Here is a 19925-nt window from a genome sequence, read left to right as displayed (position 1 = left end):
TGTGCCGTGACGTCCTCAAACTGGGTTTCAAATTAAAAGATCAAAAGATCGCGAGGTCAGCTCACTCCAGGGCGTTGCAAAACCCGCGAATCGCTTCGCAGGCACCCATCAGTGACGCATCATCCAGGGCATAAGCAATCCGCAGGTACGGCGCCAGACCAAAAGCGCTACCCGGCACCACGGCCACATTAGCTTCGTCGAGCAATGCATGGGCGACGTCTTCATCGGTGTGCAGCACGCGTCCTGCGGCCGAGGTACGGCCAATCAACCCGGCACACTTGGCAAAGACATAAAACGCACCGGCCGGGCTCGCGCACTCAAGCCCGTCAATGGCATTCAACTGCTCAACCAGCCTGTCTCGACGCTTCTGAAACACCGCCCGACTGTGCTGAATAAAGTCTTTCGGTCCCTCCAATGCCGCCAACGCTGCCTGCTGCGAAACAGAACTGGCCCCCGAGGTTTGCTGGCCTTGCAGTTTCTCCATGGCATCCAGCAACCAGCGCGGCCCTGTGGCAAAACCGATGCGCCAACCTGTCATGGCGTACGCCTTGGAAACGCCATTCATGGTCAGGGTTCTGGCAGCCAGTCGCGGCTCAACCTGGGCCAGGGTGAAGAACGTCTGATCGTCGAAAATCAGGTGCTCGTAGATGTCATCGGCCAGGATCAGCACATGCGGGTTGGCCAATAGCACCTCGGCCAGCGCGTGCAGTTCATCGCGGCTGTACACCGCGCCGGTTGGATTGGACGGCGAGTTCAGGATCAACCAGCGCGTGCGGGGTGTAATCGCTGCGGCCAGCGCGGCGGGGGTCAGTTTGAATCCCGTGTCGGCATCGCACGTTACGATCCGGGACTCACCGCCACACAACTGAACCATCTCGGGGTAACTGACCCAATAGGGCGCGGGAACGATGACTTGATCACCCTCATTGAGCGTCGCAGCCAGGGCGTTGTAGATCACCTGCTTGCCGCCGCTGCACACGAGCGTGTCTTGCCAACTGACGTCCAGAGCGTTTTCACGCTGGAATTTGGCGGCAACGGCTTCGCGCAATGAACGTACGCCAGCGACTTGGGTGTAACGGGTATGGCCGTGTTCAATGGCTTGAATCGCCGCCTTGCGCACATGTGCCGGGGTATCGAAGTCCGGCTCGCCTGCGCAGAGCGAAATGATCTTCGCGCCTTTCGCCCGACGCTCTGCCACGCTGTCGATGATGCGATACGTAGCCGAAGGTTGCGCGATGGCCAAACGCTGGTTCAGACGCTGAATATCGGCACTCATCAGACTTTCCTTTGCAAACTGTGATAACCCAAGGCTGTTCGGGCTTGCTCAAGGGTTTTGCCTTGTGTGATCAGGGTGCGAATCTGCGCTTCGACCGATTCGATCTGGCGGGCACAGGCCGCGACTTCTGCGGCCCGTGCTCGCGGCACAATCACCACGCCATTGGCGTCAGCGACCACGATGTCACGCGCACAGACACGGGCGCTGCCAATCGATACGGGCTGGTTGACTGATTGCACCTGCACGCGGTCTTTGCCGGTGCGCATGAAGCGGCCTTTGCTGAACACCGGGTAGCCGTCACTCAGGGCCTTGCTCACGTCTCGGCAAACACCGTCGATCACGGTTGCGGCGATAGCCCGGCTGCCCGCGTACTGGGTCATGATGTCGCCCCAGACCGTGCAGTCGGTGCGGCCTCCGTTGTCGATAACCACCACGTCGCCGGGCGCAACGTCGTCGATAAAATCGCCCACAGTGCCAGGCGGCACGCTGGCTGAGACGTATTGCACGGTGAAGGCGGGGCCCACTACGACAGCGCTGTAGTTGTCCAGCGGCGCGATGCCAAGGCATTGGCCGGGCAGCCCGAGTTTGTCCAGCGCATCAGAGACGCCCGGTGTGTCCAGCCCTGCAAACAGGGCGACCAGTGCTTGATCTTCAGTATTCATCAGGCGTGCTCCGTCTGGATTGCATCGAAATGGCTGTCGTGCATCACTTCAGCGACCGAGCGGCCAGCGCGTATCGCCTCAACCATGGCTTCTTGTCGGCGGTTGATGCGCTCTGCGAGGTCGAGCACCTGCTCGATATGGGGTTGGGGGACGAACACCGTGCCGCAGTTATCGGCAATCACATAGTCATTCTCGCTGACGTCGACGCCTGCCACGTTGATGGTGACAGCGGCATCGATCTGCATCACCCGGTTGCGCGCGCTGATCATGGTGACATCGCGCCCATACACCGGATAACCCATCGCTGCGCTGCCGTCGATGTCGCGGCTGAAACCATCGATAACGGTGCCGCGCACCTGTTTGCGTACAGCTGCGTTGGCCAGAATATCGCCCCAGCACGAGATGCCTTCGAGCCCACCGGCGATGACCAGCACCCGGTCGTCGCTGTCGATCTGTTCAATCACCGGGGTAATCAGGTGTACCGAGGGCGCGGTATCGAGCTTGGGGGCCAGCAATACGGTGCTGGCGCGACCGACGATTTTCGGGCAATTCCACAAAGGTCGTAAGCCTACAGTGGCGCCCGCCAAGCCAAGAAAATCGAGGGCGTCGGACACGGTATTGGTGTCCAGCGCGGCCAGTCGGTCCAGCAAAGGGGTGTGCTTCATGGGGTAGCCTCTGGGGTGACGGAGGCGCCCAGTGTTGATGAGCGTGTTTGATAGGTATATTACGAATCACAGAAGCATTAGATACGCTAAACCTATGGAATATCTATGATCAATTTTCGTCTGATCCGTCACCTCTGGCTGTTCCTGGCAGTTGCCGAAGAACAGAATTTTGGCCGTGCTGCCAAGCGTCTGGGCATGTCGCAACCGCCGCTCAGTGAGCAAATTCAGGTGCTTGAGCAGGCGCTCAAGGTCACACTCTTCGACCGCTCGCGACGCGGCGCCAAATTGACCCCGGTGGGCGCGGCGATTTTGCCGGCAGTGCGTAAATTTGCAGATCAGCTCGAGCGTCTGGAGTTGGCCGTGGAGGAAGCGGTGGCGGGGCAGTCTGGGGTACTGACCATCGGCGCCATTTCCACCGCGATGTTCGATGTGCTGCCACGTTTGATCGAACAGCTGAAAATCGACTATCCGCACCTGACCGTCTCGGTACGGGAAATCGATAGCGTTGAGGCGATTCCGGCACTTGAGTCAGCCGACATTGACCTGGCGTTCGCCCGACTGGATGGCGACCTGGGCACCTCCATTCAATCATTGCCGCTGTTGGAGGATCGCTTGGTAGTGGCCCTGGCAGTCGATCACCCATTGGCGTCGCGCACGCGGATCAGCCTGTCCAGCCTGGCCAATGAGCCTTTGGTGATGTTTGCCCGCAAGGTCAGCCCGGTGTATTTCGACAACCTGATCGCGACCTGTCGGGCCAGCGGCTTCTCCCCGCGCGTGCTGCACGAAGTGCGTTCGGTGGCCTCGCAAATTGCCTTTGTCAGCTATCGGCAAGGCATTGCACTGGTACCGGCGTCCTTGAAAAAACTGGCACCTGCCAATGTGGTGTTTCGTCCGCTGAGCCAAAAACTGAATGTGGTGACGACAGCCGTGGCCTGGAATGCGGATCGGCCGAACCCGCTGATCGATGACATCATTGCTCGGCTGCGCGATAAGGCCTGAGTCTGAAAGGGTTGATTTGATAGGTTTGGCGTATCAAGACCTTACTGAAAAAGGAATGTACACAAGGCGCAAGAGCCGTGACATTGAGGCCATCTTTAGACTTCACAGGTTTTAAACGTGCCCTTTACCCACTCCCAACTGCCTCTCACTGTAGAGGGTGTTTCACTGAACATCGCGGCCATCCACCAAGAGGGCGAACTGGCGCCGATTGTCTTTCTGCATGGATTTGGTTCCACCAAAGAAGACTACGCCGACATCGTGTTGCAAGCGCAGCTCGCTGGTCGTTCGTTCCTTGCTTACGACGCGCCGGGTTGTGGTGAGAGCGAATGTGATGATTTGTCGAGCATATCCATCGATTTCTTGCTGCAAACCGCGCTTCAGGTGCTGGCGCATTTCGGCATCGAACGCTTCCATCTGGTGGGCCATTCCATGGGCGGACTCACTGCGCTGCTGCTGGCCCATAACTTCCCGGAACGGGTGCTTAGTTTCGTCGATATAGAAGGCAACATCGCCCCGGAAGACTGCTTCCTCAGCCGTCAGATCGTCGATTATCCGAGTGCTGACCCGCAGGCATTTTTCGCGGCTTTTATCGAACGTGTGCGGCATGCACCGGCTTACGCCAGCGCCCTGTATTCAGCGAGTTTGCGACACAAGGTACGGGCGGGTGCGGTGCGCGCCATTTTTGAGTCGATAGTTGATTTGTCCGATAACGCTGACTTGATGGGCAAATTCCTCGGCCTGAAATGCCCGCGCATGTTCATGTACGGCGAGCAGAACGCCTCGCTGTCCTACCTGTCATCCATTGAGGCCGCGGGTGTGCAGCTGGCGCAAATTCCGGCCTGCGGGCACTTTCCGATGTATTCGAACCCGCTCGAAATGTGGCGGCATATCGGCGAAATCTGCGTCGATTGATTTGCCTGTGGGAGCCTGGCTTGCCAGCGATGCTGGCGATGCGGTTTCTCTGTCAAAGCGCTCCGCTACCCTCGCGGGCAAGCCCGCTTCCACAGGAGCGGTCACAAAACTTCAAGGCCGCTGCGGTTTCACCGACGTGCCAAAGGTGTTGCCCATGCGCACGCTGGTGGCGGCTGGCGTCGACAGTCCGATCTGATTCGGTGGGCGTTTATCCACCGGAACGTTCATGGCTTCACCCTTCTTTTGCGCGGCTTTGGCGGCGCTCGAATTATTGCCCAACTGCTGGCTCAGACAGCCGTAGTTCGGGGCGTTGTAGCCATCAACCTTGACCTCGGTGCAGCCTGTATCGGCGCCTTGGGCGTGGGCGATCAATGACAAACCGGAACACAAAAACACAGTGGCGAGGGCGGGGAGCAGTTTCATCAGGGCCTCCTTGCGGGCCCGCGAGAGGAGGGCCGCTGTAGATCAAAAGTGTAGTGCAAGGCGTTGGGCGGCTGCGCGATGTTTTTTTGCCATCACTGTAACGTCAGTTTCATATACAGCCTTCAGGATGACGTTTTTGGCAGGACGCGGTGGCCGTGCAGCGACGCCAAGCAAAACGCGAGCGAGGGGCATGGAGTTACGCAGCACGTTGTCTGACGTTGCTGTTCGCTCTGCTGTGGGCGCCCTCCTTGCTGGCAGACACTGATGAGTCACCTTTGCTGGTGCTGGACCTGCCAGCGCAAAATCTGGAACACGCGCTGCAAGCCTTTAGTCGGGCCACTGGCATGGCGATTCTGGTGGATCGTGAGTTAACCCAAAGCAGGCGTTCAATCGGTGTGCATGGCCGCTATACCGCCCAGCAAGCCTTGGGCGTGTTACTGACAGGGAGTGGCTTGATGGCTCGATATGCCAGCAGTGATGCCTTCACGTTGCAAGTGCCTGAGGTCAGCCGCCCGGTAGAGGGGCGGGGAGCCAAGGCACGGGCGGCTGCTGCGCGCATCAACAACAGCTACGCCGCGGCCTTGCAGCAAGCCATCGAGTACAGCTTGTGCCGTTCGCCGCTGACCCGCCCAGGCAGTTTTCGCGCCCTGATTCAGGTATGGGTCAACCGTGAGGGGTTGATCGAACACAGTCGGCTGGTCAGTTCCACGGGTGATACGCAACGCGACGAGCTGTTGGTGCGCAACCTGAGCACCACCCGCGTCGAGCGTCCGGCACCCAGCTCACTGCGATTGCCGGTGACTTTACTATTGATGCCCGACACAACAGGAACACGCATGGAATGTACAGCAGGGACAGGAGCGCCGGGATCATGAAAGAGACCGGGCACAGCACAATGGTCAGTTTGTTTCTGGCGTCTTACGAAGACTTCAAGGTGCGTTTGCGCAAGCGCCTGGGTTCCGAAGACCTGGCCTGCGATGTGCTGCACGAAACCTATTTGCGGGTAGACCGCATGGAGGTGCCGCCCAACCTCCTGCAACCCAACGCCTACCTTTACCGTATGGCCTTGAACATCGCCGCCGACCGTCGCCAGGCCGATGCGCGACTGCTGACCGGCAGCGAGATTTCAGACTTGTTACAACCCAGCGATGAAGCCCTTGACCCGTCTCGGGTGGTCGGCGGGCAGAAAGAAATCCAGTCGTTGATCAAGGCCCTCTATGCGCTGCCGCCGCGCCAGCGCAAAATCTTGCTGGCGGCGCGTCTTGAAGAGGCGCCGCACCTGGAAATCTCCCGACGCTTTGGCATTTCTACGCGCATGGTCGAGAAGGAAATCAAGGCCGCTTTGGGCTTCTGCGCAAAGCGTTTGGAAAGAAAAGTCATTCAGCGGTTCGGTCCCGGGGCCGGAAAACCGTCTTAAGTAATGAGTCCCTGATAATCCGTGAGAATGTACGCGCTTGAATATTTTTAGGTTTCCCTCATCCCGGGATCTGTCAGACAGCCAATTGCGTAAAGAAGCCCGGGACTGGCTGGTTCTGCTGACCTCAGGGCACGCCACCGTCGCTGACGCCAAGGCCCTGAAACTCTGGTGTGCGCAAAGCCCGGAACATGCACAGGTCTTTGAGCAGGCCAAGGTGTTGTGGCAGCAACTGGCGCCGGCCGCAGCAGACGTGCAACAGCCGCCGCGCAACGTCGGGCGTCGTGCGTTCCTTGGAACGGCCATTGCCGCCTCGGCCGCGATCGTTTTGGTACAGGTCTCTGCGCCGGGCGGTTTTGACGGGTTGACGGCTGACTATCGCACAGAAGTTGGCGAGCAGCGGGGCGTGAACTTGAGTGACGGCGTACGCCTTGAACTCAATACCCAAACCCGCATCAGCCGTCGCAATCAGGGCATCGAGTTGCTGGAAGGCGAAGTGGAAGTGCTGGCCAATGCCGCGCAACCGCTCAGGGTTCAAGCGGGGGCTGGCTGGTTGAGCAGCGCACACGCACGCTTTAACGTGCGCAATACCGATAACAGCGTCTGCGTGACCTGTGTTGAGGGTTCCGTTGCCGTGGACGTCGGCGGGCGCAATATCCGTCTGGACAGTGGTCGCCAACTGACCTACAACGCCGCCGGTGCCCAAGATCCGTTGGCGGTGGATACGCAGGCGGTGGTTGCCTGGCGTGAGCAGGTGCTGGTGTTCAACAACGCGACATTGGCGAGTGTTGTCAGCGAGATCAATCGATACCGGCCGGGGATGCTGGTGCTGCTCAACAGCGAACTGGGCAAGCGCCGGGTGCAGGCGCGGTTCAGCCTGCAACAACTGCCTGGCGTGGCGTTTATGATTCGGGATGCATATGGCGCCAAATGCACTCAATTGCCGGGAGGGGTTGTGTTGTTGAGCTAGCGACAAACAGACCGAAGGCTGCGATCTAGCAGGTGCGCCACTGCGCCACTGCGCCAGATCGCAGCCTTCGGCCGCGACTGCACATACGATTTCTCCCCCATAAACGATGAATCTCTTCAGCCATCCATTGTGAATTTTTGATGACGGGCATTCAGTCCAGCCCTCTGAAAACTGCCTATCTCCTATATGAAACGCTTGCCCCACGGCGAGAAACCATGAGGAAGATTCCAGATGGCCCGTTGCAAACTACCGATTAACCCAAATGCTCAAGGCCAAGTCGGCCCGACGATCCTGCGGCTCAAGCCATTGGCCCACGCCATCGCCTTGCTGATGGTCGCAGGCAGCGCCCACGGTGCAACGGCGTTCAGTTCTGGCTGGTTCGCCGACAAAGGCGCCTCTCAGGCCGCCACCGCTGCGCGCAACAACGCGCAGATGCCGACAATCCCGTCGCTGAATCAGCAGGCCAAGGCCAACCAGCAGTTGCAACGGTCCCTGACCACCCTCAACACCAGCGTTGCAGCGATTGCCGCTCAACAAGCCGCTCAAGCTGCCGGGCGCCAAGCGGCGTTAGGCCAGGTGTCAAGCGTTCCTGATGGCCTAGGCAAAGGCGGTTTGCAGGTCGATAACAGCCTGACCCAAGGCTGGACCAACGCCAAAGGCCCGACCCAAACGCAAGTCGGTGGCAAGACCACAGTGACCATTGAGCAGACCGCTGACAAGGCGATCCTCAACTGGGAAACCTTCAACGTGGGGCGCAATACCACGGTCGATTTCCAGCAGCAGTCCAACTGGGCTGCGCTGAACCGGGTCAATGATCCCAACGCCAAACCGAGTGAAATTCAGGGGCAGATCAAAGGCGCCGGCACGGTGATGATCATGAACCGCAACGGTGTGGTCTTCACCGGTACCAGCCAGGTCAACGTACGTAACCTGGTTGCCGGTGCGGCCACCATCACCGACGATCAGTTCACCCAGCGCGGGATTTATGTCGATGCAAACGGTTCCAAGCCAACCTTCACCGATGCCGCTGGCAAGGTTGAGGTGCAGAACGGTGCGGTGATTCAAACCCACGCTGCAACGCTGTCCACCGACTCGGGTGGTTACGCAATTTTGTTGGGCTCGGAGGTTGAAAACTCCGGCACCCTCATCACTGCCAAAGGGCAGACCACACTCGCCGCGGGCGACAGTTTTTATATCCGCCGGGGCGTCGGTACCTCGGGTAACCAGAATTCCACTACCCGTGGCAATGAAGTTGCCACCAGCTTCAAGGCCGGTAGCACGGCCGGTAAGGTCAGCAACAACGGGCTGATCATGGCCTCGACCGGTGACATCACGCTGACCGGGCACAAGGTCGAGCAAAACGGTGTGGCCTTGGCCAGCACTTCGGTGGATACCCGAGGCACGATTCACCTGTTGAACCCGATCACTGACAGCACTGGCACTGTCACCCTGGGCAAGGGCAGCACCACGGCCATTTTGCTGGACGGTACCGACGCCACGGCGCTTAACAGCCAGCGTGATAACGGCCTGATCAACCTCGACGGTCGCCCAAATGCGGTCAACAACGCCACCGGGCTGTTTAACAACCTGAGCACCATCACTGATCGTATCGACCAGTCGCGGGTCGAGATCGTCAGCGGCGGCACCGTGGAGTTCAAGGACGGTTCCACCACCTTGGCCACGGGTGGTCAGGTTGCGGTCACAGCGGGCCAGCGCAGTCTGGTTCGCGATGGGGCAATGATTGACGTGTCTGGCGCGGTTGGCGTCAAGGTGTCGATGGAATCCAACAACATCAAGATCAACGTTCAGGGTAACGAGCAGCGCGATGCGCCGGTGAACCGTGAAGGCGGCAAGCTGGCCAACAACGATGTATGGGTCGATTTGCGCGAATTGGTGTTCGTCCCGGCGGGCACCAACGGTTACGCCACAGATCGCTGGTACACCGCCGGTGGTTTGCTGGAAGTCGGCGGTTATCTTGGCACCCAAGGGCATACCGTCAGCGAGTGGATGGCTCAGGGCGGCACGCTGACGTTCACGGGCAAGGAAGTGGTTACCGAGAAAAATGCCCAGTTCAACTTGTCGGGCGGTACGGTGGACGTGCAGGGTGGCTACATTCAGCAAACCTGGCTTAAAGGCCCGGATGGGCGTCTGTATGAGTTGTCCAAGGCACCGGGCGACATTCTCTATAGCGGTTTCTACAAGGGCTATGAAGACACCAACGCGCGTTGGGGCCGTACCGACTACTACTACAACCCCCTGATTGCTTCGCAACGCCGCTACGAGGCGGGTTATACCGTAGGTCGTGACGCTGGCAAGCTGGTGATCGGCACCTCCAGCGCGGTGCTTGAAGGTCAGTTGATCAGTGATGTATTCCAGGGTGAGCGCCAGATCAAGACCCCGACGCTCAATATCGACGGCTATCAGCAGGCGCAAAAGGCTGCGGCCCAGCGTGCACAACTGATCATTGGCAGCTACACGCCCGTATTCAACAAAAGCACCGGCACCTTGCGCTTCGGCATGAACCCGGTCGCGGACGAGATTCTGTTCGAGTCCAATGCGCAAAAAATCACTGATGGCCTGAGCCTGGACACGGCATTGCCTGCTGATCGTCAGGGCAAGATCATCCTCGACAGTGACCAACTCAATGGCTTCGAACTGGGCGCGATCAAAGCCTCGGCCAAGCAGCAAATCACCGTCAATGGCGCACTGAAAGTGGCCGATGGGGGTGAAATCACTTTATTCACCCCGCAGGCGGCCATCAACGCCAACCTGACGGCCCGCGGTGGCAGCATCAATGCAGGCAACATTCTCAGCCAGCCCGACGTGAACCGCAGCTTTGCAGTGGGCGATGCATTGCTCAACGCACCGACCGGGACTCAGGCGTGGGTCAATGTCGCGCAAGGGGTCAAGCTTGACGCTTCCGGGCGCTGGAACAACTTGGCGCAGGACGGCGCCAACAACCCCAGCGTGGCGTATTCGAATGGCGGCAAGGTGTCGTTGCGCAGTAACGGTGATGTGACGCTGGCTGAAGGCAGTGTGGTGGATGTGTCTTCCGGGGCCACGATTGGGCTGGACGGCACGTTTACCGGCGCCAAGGGCGGTAACGTGACGCTTGCGGCTTACGGCAAGCTTGCGCTGGACAGTGAATTGCGCGGTTATGGGGTCAGCGGTGGCGGTACGTTGGCCGTGCAGGCACGCAAGGTGCAGATCGGTGAGAGCGCCACCGCGCCAGACGCCGATACCTTGCATTTGGCAGGTGACTTCTTCAACAAGGGCTTCTCGGCCTATGACATTACCGGCAACGAAGGGCTGTTGGTCACCGACGGCACTCAGGTCGATGTCACGATGCCGGTTTACCGTCAGGGCGAACACGCAGCGACCACACCAAGTGGCAGCGACCCGATTACCGCGCTGGATCGCTGGACACCGGCGCTGTACCAGGAAAATCCGCTCAAGGGCGTGCTGACTCAGCGCCGTGGCGCCAGTCTTAATTTGAACGCCGGTTCGCTTATCTCATCAGGTGCTTTGGCTGCAACCACCTCACTGGTCGTGGGCAAAGGTGCGGCGGTCACTGTTGATCCCGGCCAGGCGATCAATCTGCGCAGCATCGGCCAGTTGACGGTCGACGGCACGCTCACTGCCTGGGGGGGCAATGTAACCCTTATGGGGCTGGCCAACGCCGACTCAGAAAGAGTCGAAGCCATCGGCCATGGCCGCTCGATCTGGATTGGCGAGCAGGCCGTCATTGATGTGGCCTCACGGGCCGTGACCGCTGTCGACAATCGTGGCCAGGTGTATGGCCAAGTGCGCCATGGCGGCAAGATCACGATTGGCGGCGATATTGACCTGGCCACCGGCATTGCCAAAACCAGTGATCTGTTTGTGGTGCTGCGCGAAGGCGCGCGGCTCGATGCATCCGGCAGCCAAGCGCTGCTCGATGTGCCGGGGCAAGGTCGTACACAGGTCGCCAGCAACGGCGGCAGCATTGCCTTTGCCTCCAACAATGGCCTGTACCTGGACGGCAGCTTTATCGCCAATGCCGGGGGCGCCGGTGCGGCGGGCGGCAGTCTGTCGCTGGCGTTGGAAAGCCCGTACTACCTGAAAAGCGCTGTCACCGACACGGTGCTGAAAGTCCGTGAACTGGTACTCAGCCAGGATCATCAAAGCAGCACGTTAGCCGACACGGCCGATGCGGCAGCCGCCAGCCTGGAGTACGGTCATGCGCGTCTGGGGGTTGATCAGGTCAGTTCCGGCGGTTTTGACAACCTGGCGGTGCTGACCGATGGCCTGCTGAGTTTTGACGGTGATGTGTCGCTGAACATGGGCCAGAGCCTGCGCCTGTACAGCGGTGCCATGGCCCTCAGTGAGAACGCAGCCGCCAACTCCCGGATCAATCTGACAGCACCTTATGTATTGCTCGCAGGAATCCTCGATCCGCTGCTGGCCAAAGACCAGTATCGACATCCGGTGTTGGTCACTGGCATGTCGGAACGTGCCAGTCAGGCGGTGTTTAATGCCAACGCCAACCTGATCGATGTGCGCGGCAATGTGCAATTCGGTAACCGGAGCAGCGTGACTCCGGGCGGCATGCCGCTGGTGGTTGATCGTCGCGGTTTTGATGATGTGCAACTGACCAGTCAGGGCGATTTGCGCTTCCTTGAGGGCTCGGACGCTCTCAGCCTGGGCATCAACACCCAACTGATGACCCGGGGTGATATGACCCTGCTGGCGGCGCAGTTGTATCCGGCGACCGGAGTTGGGGCTCGGGTGATTGCTGGCTTTCTGGACGCCAAGGCTGAAGGCGGTTTCAACTACGACCCGACGCGCGTCTTGACGATTGGTCGTACCGGTAACAGCGATGCCCCTGTGCCTTACTCAGCCTTCGGTCGTCTGCAACTGGGCGGCGCCATCATCAAGCAGGGCGGGGTCGTGCGGGCACCGCTGGGGCTGATCGAAATTGGCACGCTGGGTTCCAAACGCGTGGAGTTGCTGCCCGGCAGCCTGACCTCGGCCAGTGGTAAGGGCCTGGTGCTGCCTTACGGCGGTACGGTTGATGGCCAGACCTACACCTACAATGGCAAAACTGTAACGCTCCTTGGCCTGGGCGGGATTGTGAATCAAAACGGGGACCTGCAGGTCGGGATGATCCTCGGCGGACAGTCTGTGGCTGTACTGCCTGGGGCCACAGTGGACCTGTCCGGTGGCGGTGAGCTGCTCGGCGCCGGGTTTGTTTCCGGACGCGGCGGCTCTACCGATGCCCGCTATAACCCGCTGGTGCAGTTCGGCGCCAACGGCGGTTTTGTGTTGCCGGGACTGAGCACCAACCCGATCTATGCGATTGTGCCTGGCGTGCAATCGGGCTATGCCCCGGTGGCGCCAGAGGGCGGTGCAGTGGACCCGATGATTGGCCAGCAAGTCACCATCGGCGCCGGGGTGCCGGGGCTGGCAGCGGGTACCTACACCTTGATGCCATCCACTTATGCCTTGATGCCAGGTGCTTATCGAGTAGAGATCAACGGCCAGGCCGGGGTTGGGTCCGAGGGCTCGGCCCAGCAAATGCGCAATGGCTCCTGGTCAACCGCCGGGCAACTGTCCATTGCCAATACCGGCATCAGCAACAGCACGGCCAGTCAGTTGATCCTTACGTCGGCTGAAACCTTGCGCCGTTATTCCCAGTACAACGAAACCAGCTACGCGCAGTTCGCCGCGGCTGACGCAGCCCGGCTCGGAGTGCCTCGGGCGCTGCTGGAGGTTGATGCCAGAACCTTGAAACTAGGCCTGCGACCGGGGAATGGGGCGGGTGCGTTTTCTTTTGAGGGTATCGGTCACTTTGAGGCGGCTACTGGGGGTTATGCAGGCTCCGTCGCGGCGGTGAACATGGGCACCGGCGGCATCGAAATAGTTGCGCCAGGCCAGGCCGCGACTCCTGATTTTAAAGGCGTCACCGTGTATGCCGACAGCCTCAATGCCTTGGGTGCCGGACGCTTGGTCATTGGCGGTCTGCCTCAAGTCACCTACGGACAGCTGGGTAATTACGTTAACTTTGCCAGGAACAACAGCGGCTCTATCACCCTGCGTGAAGGGTCAACCTTGTCGGCTCCCGAAGTGTTTCTGGTGACGATGGATGGCGCAATTACCGTGGAGCAGGGTGCTTCAATCAACACCATTGGGCGCGGCGATGTCAGCTATGACGCACGCGACGGCTTTGTGTATAGCTCGGTAGGCAACACGCTGGCGGTGTCCAATGGTTTGTTGAACGTGATCAACTCATCGCAAGGTGCACAAAGCCTGGGTATCCAGTTAGCGGTGTGCAGCAGTGCGCCGTGCAACGGGCAGACATCGCTGTACTCGCAAGGCAGCATCGTCGCCATGACCGACCAAACCCTGCAAATGGGCGATGAAATACGCTACGGCACGCGACACCTCAACCTGGGGGTGTCCAGCATCAACGTTGGCAGCACTGAAGCCCTGGCCGCCGCCGCTGCGGCCAATCGTCTGCCAACCGGGATAACCCTGAACCAACAATTGATCGACCGTCTGTTGCGCGGTGATACGCAATTTGGTGCGCCCGCCCTGGAGACCCTGCAACTTTCAGCCCGCGACAGCTTCAATTTTTATGGCACTACGGCCCTGGACACCTATGACGCAGTGACCGGCAAGTCCCTGCTGAACAATCTGATGATCTCCACTCCGGCAATCTATGGATCGGGTAGCACCAGTGATGTGGCCACCATTCATACTGCCAACCTGATCTGGCAGGGCTCCGGCAGCCTCGCTTCAGCACCGGTAGAGGGTGGTGCGGGGACCGGTAGCGGTCGCCTCGACATCAATAGTGAAAGCATCAAATTCGGCTACGGCAACTTCGCCCAGCCCAGCAAATCCAAAAGCCTGGACCGTCTGGCCCTGGGTTTTGCCAACGTGAACCTCAATGCCAGCCAACAAATAACCGCCAACTACACTGGCAGCCTCTCGGTCTATCAGAGCCAAGGCGCTTTTGACCCGCTTGACGGCTTTGCCTACACCGGCGGCAACCTCAACATCCTGACCCCGTTGATGACCGGCGAAGCCGGTTCGATTAATCGCATCACCGCCGGTGGCGCGATCAATATCAGTGCCTCTGCGGGCACTTATGGCGATGTCAAAGGGCTGGGCGGCGAGCTGTCCTTGAAAGGTGACAGCATTCGCCTGGCCAGTGCCGTGGTCCTGCCCTCTGGCAAGGTGACACTGGATGCCCGAGGCGATGTAGTGCTGACCGACGAGGCGCTGATCGATGTGTCCGGTCGTGCCATTGCCTTTAACGACGTGACCAAATACGCGGCGGGCGGTGATGTACTGTTGGAAAGCCGCACGGGTAATGTGCTGCAAGCAGCAGGTTCGACCATCAACCTCTCGGCCACGTACAACCAGGCGGGCAAATTGCGCGCCGTGGCGGTGGACAGCGGTGCCGGCATTGTCGATCTGGCGGGCAAGATCCTCGGCAGCAGCAGCGGTGTTTATGACGCCGGCGGCACGTGGGTGCCGTACCTGGCGGGCGCAGTGGAAATCCAGGCTCAGCGCCTGGGTGCCAGCGCCAGCCTCAACGAACAGTTTGCAGCGCTCAATCAGCGCCTCAACCAGGGCGAGGTCTTTGGTGCGCGCAGCTTCCAGATCAAGCAGGGCGACCTGGTCATTGGCAACGACGTCAAGGCCAACAACGTCAGCGTCTCGCTGGACAACGGCAGTCTGCGCGTCAGCGGGCGTGTGGACGCCAGTGGTGAGCGGGTCGGCACTATCGCGTTGGCCGCCAAGCGCGGCCTGACCCTCGACGGCACGGCGGTGCTCGATGCGCATGGCAGCCAACTGCGGGTCGACAGCTACGGCAAGATCATTGATTCACCGAACCGCGCCATCGTGGTGCTCAGCTCGGGCGAGGGCCAATTGACCTTGAACGATGGCGTGCACATCGACGTGCGTCACGGCACGGCGGGCACGCCAGGCAATGACGGACGCAATCGCGGCACCCTGGAGTTGAACGCGCCACGCCTCAACAACACGGACATCGCCATTGATGCTCGTGGTCAGTTGACGATCCAGGGTGCACGTTCGATCGCGCTCAACGGCATGGCCCGTTACGACGATGCCCCGACCAACACCGATGCCACTGCCAGCGGGCGTCCGTATCAGGTGATTGATCAGGCTTACCTGGATCAAAAACATGCATTGAGTGTGCAGTTCATCAACGCAGCCCTGAGCAATAAAGACCTGATGAACAACAGGCTCTCGGGGCTGAACAACGCCACTTACGCGGACGCCTTCCATCTGCGTCCGGGCGTGGAAATCGTCAGCAAAACCCCGGGCGGTGATCTGGTGGTGCAGGGCGACCTCGACCTGTCCGGCTATCGCTATGCCAGCCTCAACCCGCATACCCAGAAAAACAATGCCGTGTATGGCTCCGGTGAAGTGGGCAGCCTGACCCTGCGTGCCGGGGGCGACCTGAACATCTACGGCAGCATTAACGACGGTTTTGCACCGCCACCGGCGACCGATGACGACAACGGCTGGGTGTTGCTGCCGGGGATTGACTATACCAATGGCACGCGGGTGATACCGGGCAGCGGCGTGACCCTCGCTGATGGGACCTTGTTCCCGGGGGGCTCAACCCTTAACTTTGACTTGCCGATGAAGGCTGTGGCGCTGGGTGCTGGAACACGGCTACCGGTTGCCGCCACGCTCACTCAACCGCTGACATTGCCCGCAGGGACCGTGCTGGCAGCGGCTGTACGGGATGCCACGGGCAACGTACTGATCACCGCCGGTACACTGTTGAGTCAAAGCCAGACCCTGCCTGCGGGTACTGTTTTGGATGCCGGCAGCATGTTCTCCAGCTTCTTCAATGTCGGGGCCATGATCTGGCCCAAGGGCGTGCCATTGCCCGCAGCGATCAACCCCAATGGGACCAACGCGGTGACCCTCAATGGCAGCAAAGTGCTGCCTCGTGGTGCTCTTTTACCTGCGGGTACCGACGTCAAGTTGCCCGATGGCGCGACGTCAGTACAACTGCGGGTCGAGGAGGCTGGAAGCCAGGGCAAAAACTGGGGCATTGCGCCCATGCTGACCGAAGGCTCCCAAGCCTGGTCGGTGCGTCTGGTGGCCGGGGCCGATACTCAAGCGGCCGACAGTCGCCAACTGCAACCGAATCCGTTGAGCGGTAACTTGCGCCTGGCCGACAGCCATTTCGGTTCGTACGGGGTAGGGAGTCTGGTGTGGACCCTGGATGGCTCCATGGACTGGTTCGGTGACGACAGCATGGTGGGCCAGCCGATCGACTTTGTTAACGATGCCTACCCGGGGATGTGTGATGACGCGCCTTACTACTGCGCTTCGGGCGGCGGGCCTTATACCCTGGAGCAAGGCGGCAGTACCCGCTTCAGCGTGATCCGTACCGGCGCGGCCGATCTGGAGTTGCTGGCGGGTGGCAACCTGAGCATGGAGTCGCTGTTCGGGGTGTATACGGCGGGCAGTTCTTCCACTGCCACCTCGGCCAACGATCCCTACAACCTGGCGCGAGCCGTGGGTGAAAATGGCAAGGTACTGGCTAACGCGGGTGGCAACGAGCAGTGGGTGGATGGCGGGTCAGAGAGCCTGTACCGCGCCTGGTATCCGGACGGTGGGGGCAACCTGTTGTTAAAGGTTGGCGGCAATTTGACCGGTGACATTATCGGTACTGCGCCAATTGGTTACATGCGCCGGGTGAAGAGCGATCTGGGGCACGATACGGCGAACGTTGGCGACTGGCTGTGGCGTCAGGGCAATACCCTGAGTGGCAGTCAGGCCCAAGCCACCGCTTGGTGGATCAACTTTGGTTCTTACACCGTCAATATGTCCCCGAACGGGGGCTCCGACCAGATGACGGGTTTCACCGGTTTCGGTACGTTGGGTGGCGGCAACCTCGATGTCGATGTGCGCGGCGATGCGGGCATCTCCAAGCCTCTGGGCTTTGGCGATCAAAGCCTCAATGGCCGCAGCCAAGGGTTGGTAATGGCGGTCGGCAGCACTGGTCGCGTAGGGGCTGACGGCAGCCTGCAACTGACCGGCGGGGGCGATTTGAACCTGCGGGTCGGTGGCTCCGTGAACGGCGGCAGCGACGTTTACCGGGACCATCTCAATGGGGCAGTGGTGAATGTGCGCGGGCATGTGCAGATGACCAGCGGTGATCTGGGCAGCCTGACCCTGCGTTATGGCATCAAGTCCGGTAACCAGAGTCCCAGTGAAGTGCGTGCTATTGATGCACTGCGCTCGACGTCCGGCATTGCCGCCGGTGGTATGACCTTGCTGCCGGGCGACGCGACCTTCAGTCTGGCAACCCGAGGAGATCTGGTTGTGCAGGATGTGGCCGACCCTGGACGTGCGTCGCAGATGAATACTTTGACGTACCAGAAAGGCGACACCTCCGGTATCGGGCAGAGCTGGTTCAGCTTATGGACATCGCGCACGGCGGTGGACCTGTTCTCCGGCGGCGGTAACCTGACGCCACTGACCGGGACCGCAGAAACCGATATGGCGGCAGTCTATCCCGCGACATTAAGGGCCGTCGCGGCCAATGGCAGCCTGTATTACGGCAGCTCTTCGGCTTTCAATACCGATGACAAGATGCTGCGGGCGCTGGTGCTGGCACCCTCGGCCAATGGGCAATTGGAACTGCTGGCGGGTGACTCGATTTATGGCGGCGCGCTGAGCATCAGCCGCTCCAGCGCAGCCCCAGATACCATGGCGACTATTTGGAAGCCGGCTTATCTGGGCTTCATCTCTAAAGGTGCGGTTCAGGGCAGCGGGAATTTAGCCAGCGACGGCAACGTTGCCCGTTTTGGGCTACACCCTCTGTTTGCCTTTGGTCCCAACACCGCAAGTATGGCATGGGGCGAGGCCCTGGAGCCTGCGCGCTTCTATGCGCTGAACGGTGATCTGCTGGGTATCAGCAGTGGGCGGATACTCTCGATCACCAGTTCAAATGACCCGCGTTACCGCCAAACGTATTACGAAGGCGCAGGTGCGGTCTGGATGCTGGCCGGGCGCGATATTGTCAGCAGCGGTACGCCTCTGAGTGGTGCGATCGGAGGGCTGTCGGACACGGGTGAATACACATTGACCGGCAACCTGTTCGTGCATGACAACCCCAATGACGTCTCCATCGTCAGCGCTGGCCGCGACATTCTGTTCAGCAACTTCAAGGTGGCGGGACCGGGCACGCTGGAGCTGACAGCGGGCCGTAACATCCTGATGGAAGACAAGGTCAGCGTCACCAGCCTTGGCGGTGTGGCACCCGGCGATAGCCGCCCCGGTGCGAGCATCGTGATGCAAGCCGGGTTTGGTCCCAACGGGGCGGACTTCCAGCATTTTGTCGAGGCTTACCTCAACCCGGCCAATCAGGTTTCCCTTGGTGAACCGTTGTCGGTACAAGGCGGCAAAGTGGCCAAGACTTACGAAAACGAGCTGCTCACCTGGCTGGCCGAGCGCTTCGGTTTCGTCGGTGACAGCGCTCAGGCTCGGGTCTTTTACGCGGCGCTGCCCGCCGAGCAACAGCGGGTATTCGCCCGTGAAGTTTACTTCGCCGAACTCAAGGCTTCCGGTCGTGAGTACAACCAGCAAGGCGGTGTGCGCCAAGGCAGTTATGTACGCGGACGGGCGGCGATTGCGGCACTGTTCCCGGAGCAGGATGTGGCTGGTAACCCGATCACCTACAAGGGTGATATCACGATGTTCGGCGGCGCGGGCGTGCACACCGATTTCGGTGGCTCGATCCAGTTACTGACCCCGGGCGGTGGCCAGACCTTCGGTATCGAAGGCATTGCGCCACCGGCGTCGGCGGGCATCATCACTCAGGGCGCGGGCGACATTAGCCTGTATTCCCTGGAGAGCATTTTGCTGGGCCAAAGCCGGATCATGACCACCTTTGGCGGTTCGATCATGGGTTGGTCAGGGCAAGGTGACATCAACGCCGGGCGTGGCTCCAAGACCACCGTGGTGTACACGCCACCGAAGCGGGTTTATGACAACTGGGGCAACGTTGGCCTGGCGCCATCGGTGCCGAGTACCGGGGCTGGTATCGCCACGCTGAACCCGATCCCGGAAGTGCCAGCAGGTGATATCGACCTCATCGCGCCACTGGGCACCATTGACGCGGGGGAGGCCGGGATCCGGGTTTCCGGCAACATCAACATCGCCGCTTTGCGCGTGGTCAATGCCGCCAACATCCAGACTCAAGGCAAATCGTCCGGGGTGCCGGTGTCGGCCACTGTCAATACCGGGGCCTTGAGTTCTGCCAGTTCGGCGGGCTCGGCAGCAGCCCAGGCAGCCGACAGCGCGGCCCGCAACCAGCAAGCAGCCGCGCGGCAGGCAAGGGCTTCAATCGTGACGGTTGAAGTACTGAGTTTCGGCAGTGAGCCGGTGCAACACGATGTAGAACAAACCCCTAAAACCACAGGCTACAACCCGAACAGCCCGGTGCAGATCCTCGGTGCCGGACCGTTGAGTGAGCATGCGCAAGCCAGCCTGACCGATGAGGAGCGCCGTCAAATCAGTCTCTAACCGCAGCACGATTGTGTCGTTCTCCCTCGGGGGTGGTCGT

At 60.3% G+C, this 19925-nt stretch carries 10 protein-coding genes; 6 read left to right on the top strand and 4 right to left on the bottom strand.

Going from position 1 to position 19925, the window contains the following annotated elements:
- Nucleotides 1–61 precede the first annotated feature (61 nt).
- The 3 genes from RHM56_RS12785 to RHM56_RS12775 are packed head-to-tail and all read right to left on the bottom strand — an operon-like array spanning nucleotide 62 to nucleotide 2603.
- A complete protein-coding gene (locus RHM56_RS12785; protein ID WP_322241609.1) occupies nucleotides 62–1276 on the bottom strand; it encodes a pyridoxal phosphate-dependent aminotransferase in 1215 nt (404 codons plus the stop codon).
- Nucleotides 1276–1938, bottom strand: coding sequence for an RraA family protein (locus tag RHM56_RS12780; protein ID WP_322241608.1), 663 nt, complete (start codon nucleotides 1936–1938; stop codon nucleotides 1276–1278). The genes RHM56_RS12785 and RHM56_RS12780 overlap by 1 nt, the downstream gene beginning before the upstream one ends.
- Entirely contained in the window at nucleotides 1938–2603 is a 666-nt protein-coding gene (locus RHM56_RS12775; RefSeq protein WP_322241607.1) for an RraA family protein, read from the bottom strand. The genes RHM56_RS12780 and RHM56_RS12775 overlap by 1 nt, the downstream gene beginning before the upstream one ends.
- Before the next feature lie 105 nt (nucleotides 2604–2708).
- On the opposite strand from RHM56_RS12775, the gene RHM56_RS12770 reads away from it, so the two are divergent.
- Both RHM56_RS12770 and RHM56_RS12765 read left to right on the top strand, forming a co-directional pair.
- Nucleotides 2709–3602, top strand: a complete 894-nt coding sequence (locus RHM56_RS12770; protein WP_322241606.1) for a LysR family transcriptional regulator — start codon at nucleotides 2709–2711, stop codon at nucleotides 3600–3602.
- Between the two features lie 117 nt (nucleotides 3603–3719).
- On the top strand, nucleotides 3720–4514 hold the full coding sequence (locus RHM56_RS12765) for an alpha/beta hydrolase (RefSeq protein WP_322241605.1): 795 nt from the start codon (nucleotides 3720–3722) through the stop codon (nucleotides 4512–4514).
- 111 nt (nucleotides 4515–4625) lie between these two features.
- On the opposite strand, the gene RHM56_RS12760 is transcribed toward RHM56_RS12765, so the two are convergent.
- Nucleotides 4626–4937 (bottom strand): hypothetical protein, encoded by a 312-nt coding sequence (locus tag RHM56_RS12760; RefSeq protein WP_322241604.1) that lies wholly within the window; start codon nucleotides 4935–4937, stop codon nucleotides 4626–4628.
- 218 nt (nucleotides 4938–5155) lie between these two features.
- Here RHM56_RS12760 and RHM56_RS12755 point away from each other — a divergent pair, with 218 nt between their 5' ends.
- From RHM56_RS12755 to RHM56_RS12740, 4 genes are all read left to right on the top strand, one after another.
- A complete protein-coding gene (locus tag RHM56_RS12755; protein ID WP_322241768.1) occupies nucleotides 5156–5812 on the top strand; it encodes an STN domain-containing protein in 657 nt (218 codons plus the stop codon).
- Complete coding sequence (locus RHM56_RS12750; protein ID WP_322241603.1) at nucleotides 5809–6354, top strand: RNA polymerase sigma factor; 546 nt, start codon at nucleotides 5809–5811, stop codon at nucleotides 6352–6354. The genes RHM56_RS12755 and RHM56_RS12750 overlap by 4 nt, the downstream gene beginning before the upstream one ends.
- A 37-nt stretch (nucleotides 6355–6391) precedes the next feature.
- Complete coding sequence (locus RHM56_RS12745) at nucleotides 6392–7321, top strand: FecR family protein (RefSeq protein WP_322241602.1); 930 nt, start codon at nucleotides 6392–6394, stop codon at nucleotides 7319–7321.
- Nucleotides 7322–7552: 231 nt separating this feature from the next.
- Nucleotides 7553–19885: a filamentous haemagglutinin family protein gene (locus RHM56_RS12740; RefSeq protein WP_322241601.1), complete on the top strand. Its 12333-nt coding sequence runs from the start codon at nucleotides 7553–7555 to the stop codon at nucleotides 19883–19885.
- Nucleotides 19886–19925: the final 40 nt, after the last annotated feature.

The sequence above is a fragment of the Pseudomonas sp. CCC3.1 genome (genome assembly GCF_034347405.1).
Lineage (GTDB): Bacteria > Pseudomonadota > Gammaproteobacteria > Pseudomonadales > Pseudomonadaceae > Aquipseudomonas.
This window is presented reverse-complemented; position numbering and strand designations above follow the sequence as displayed.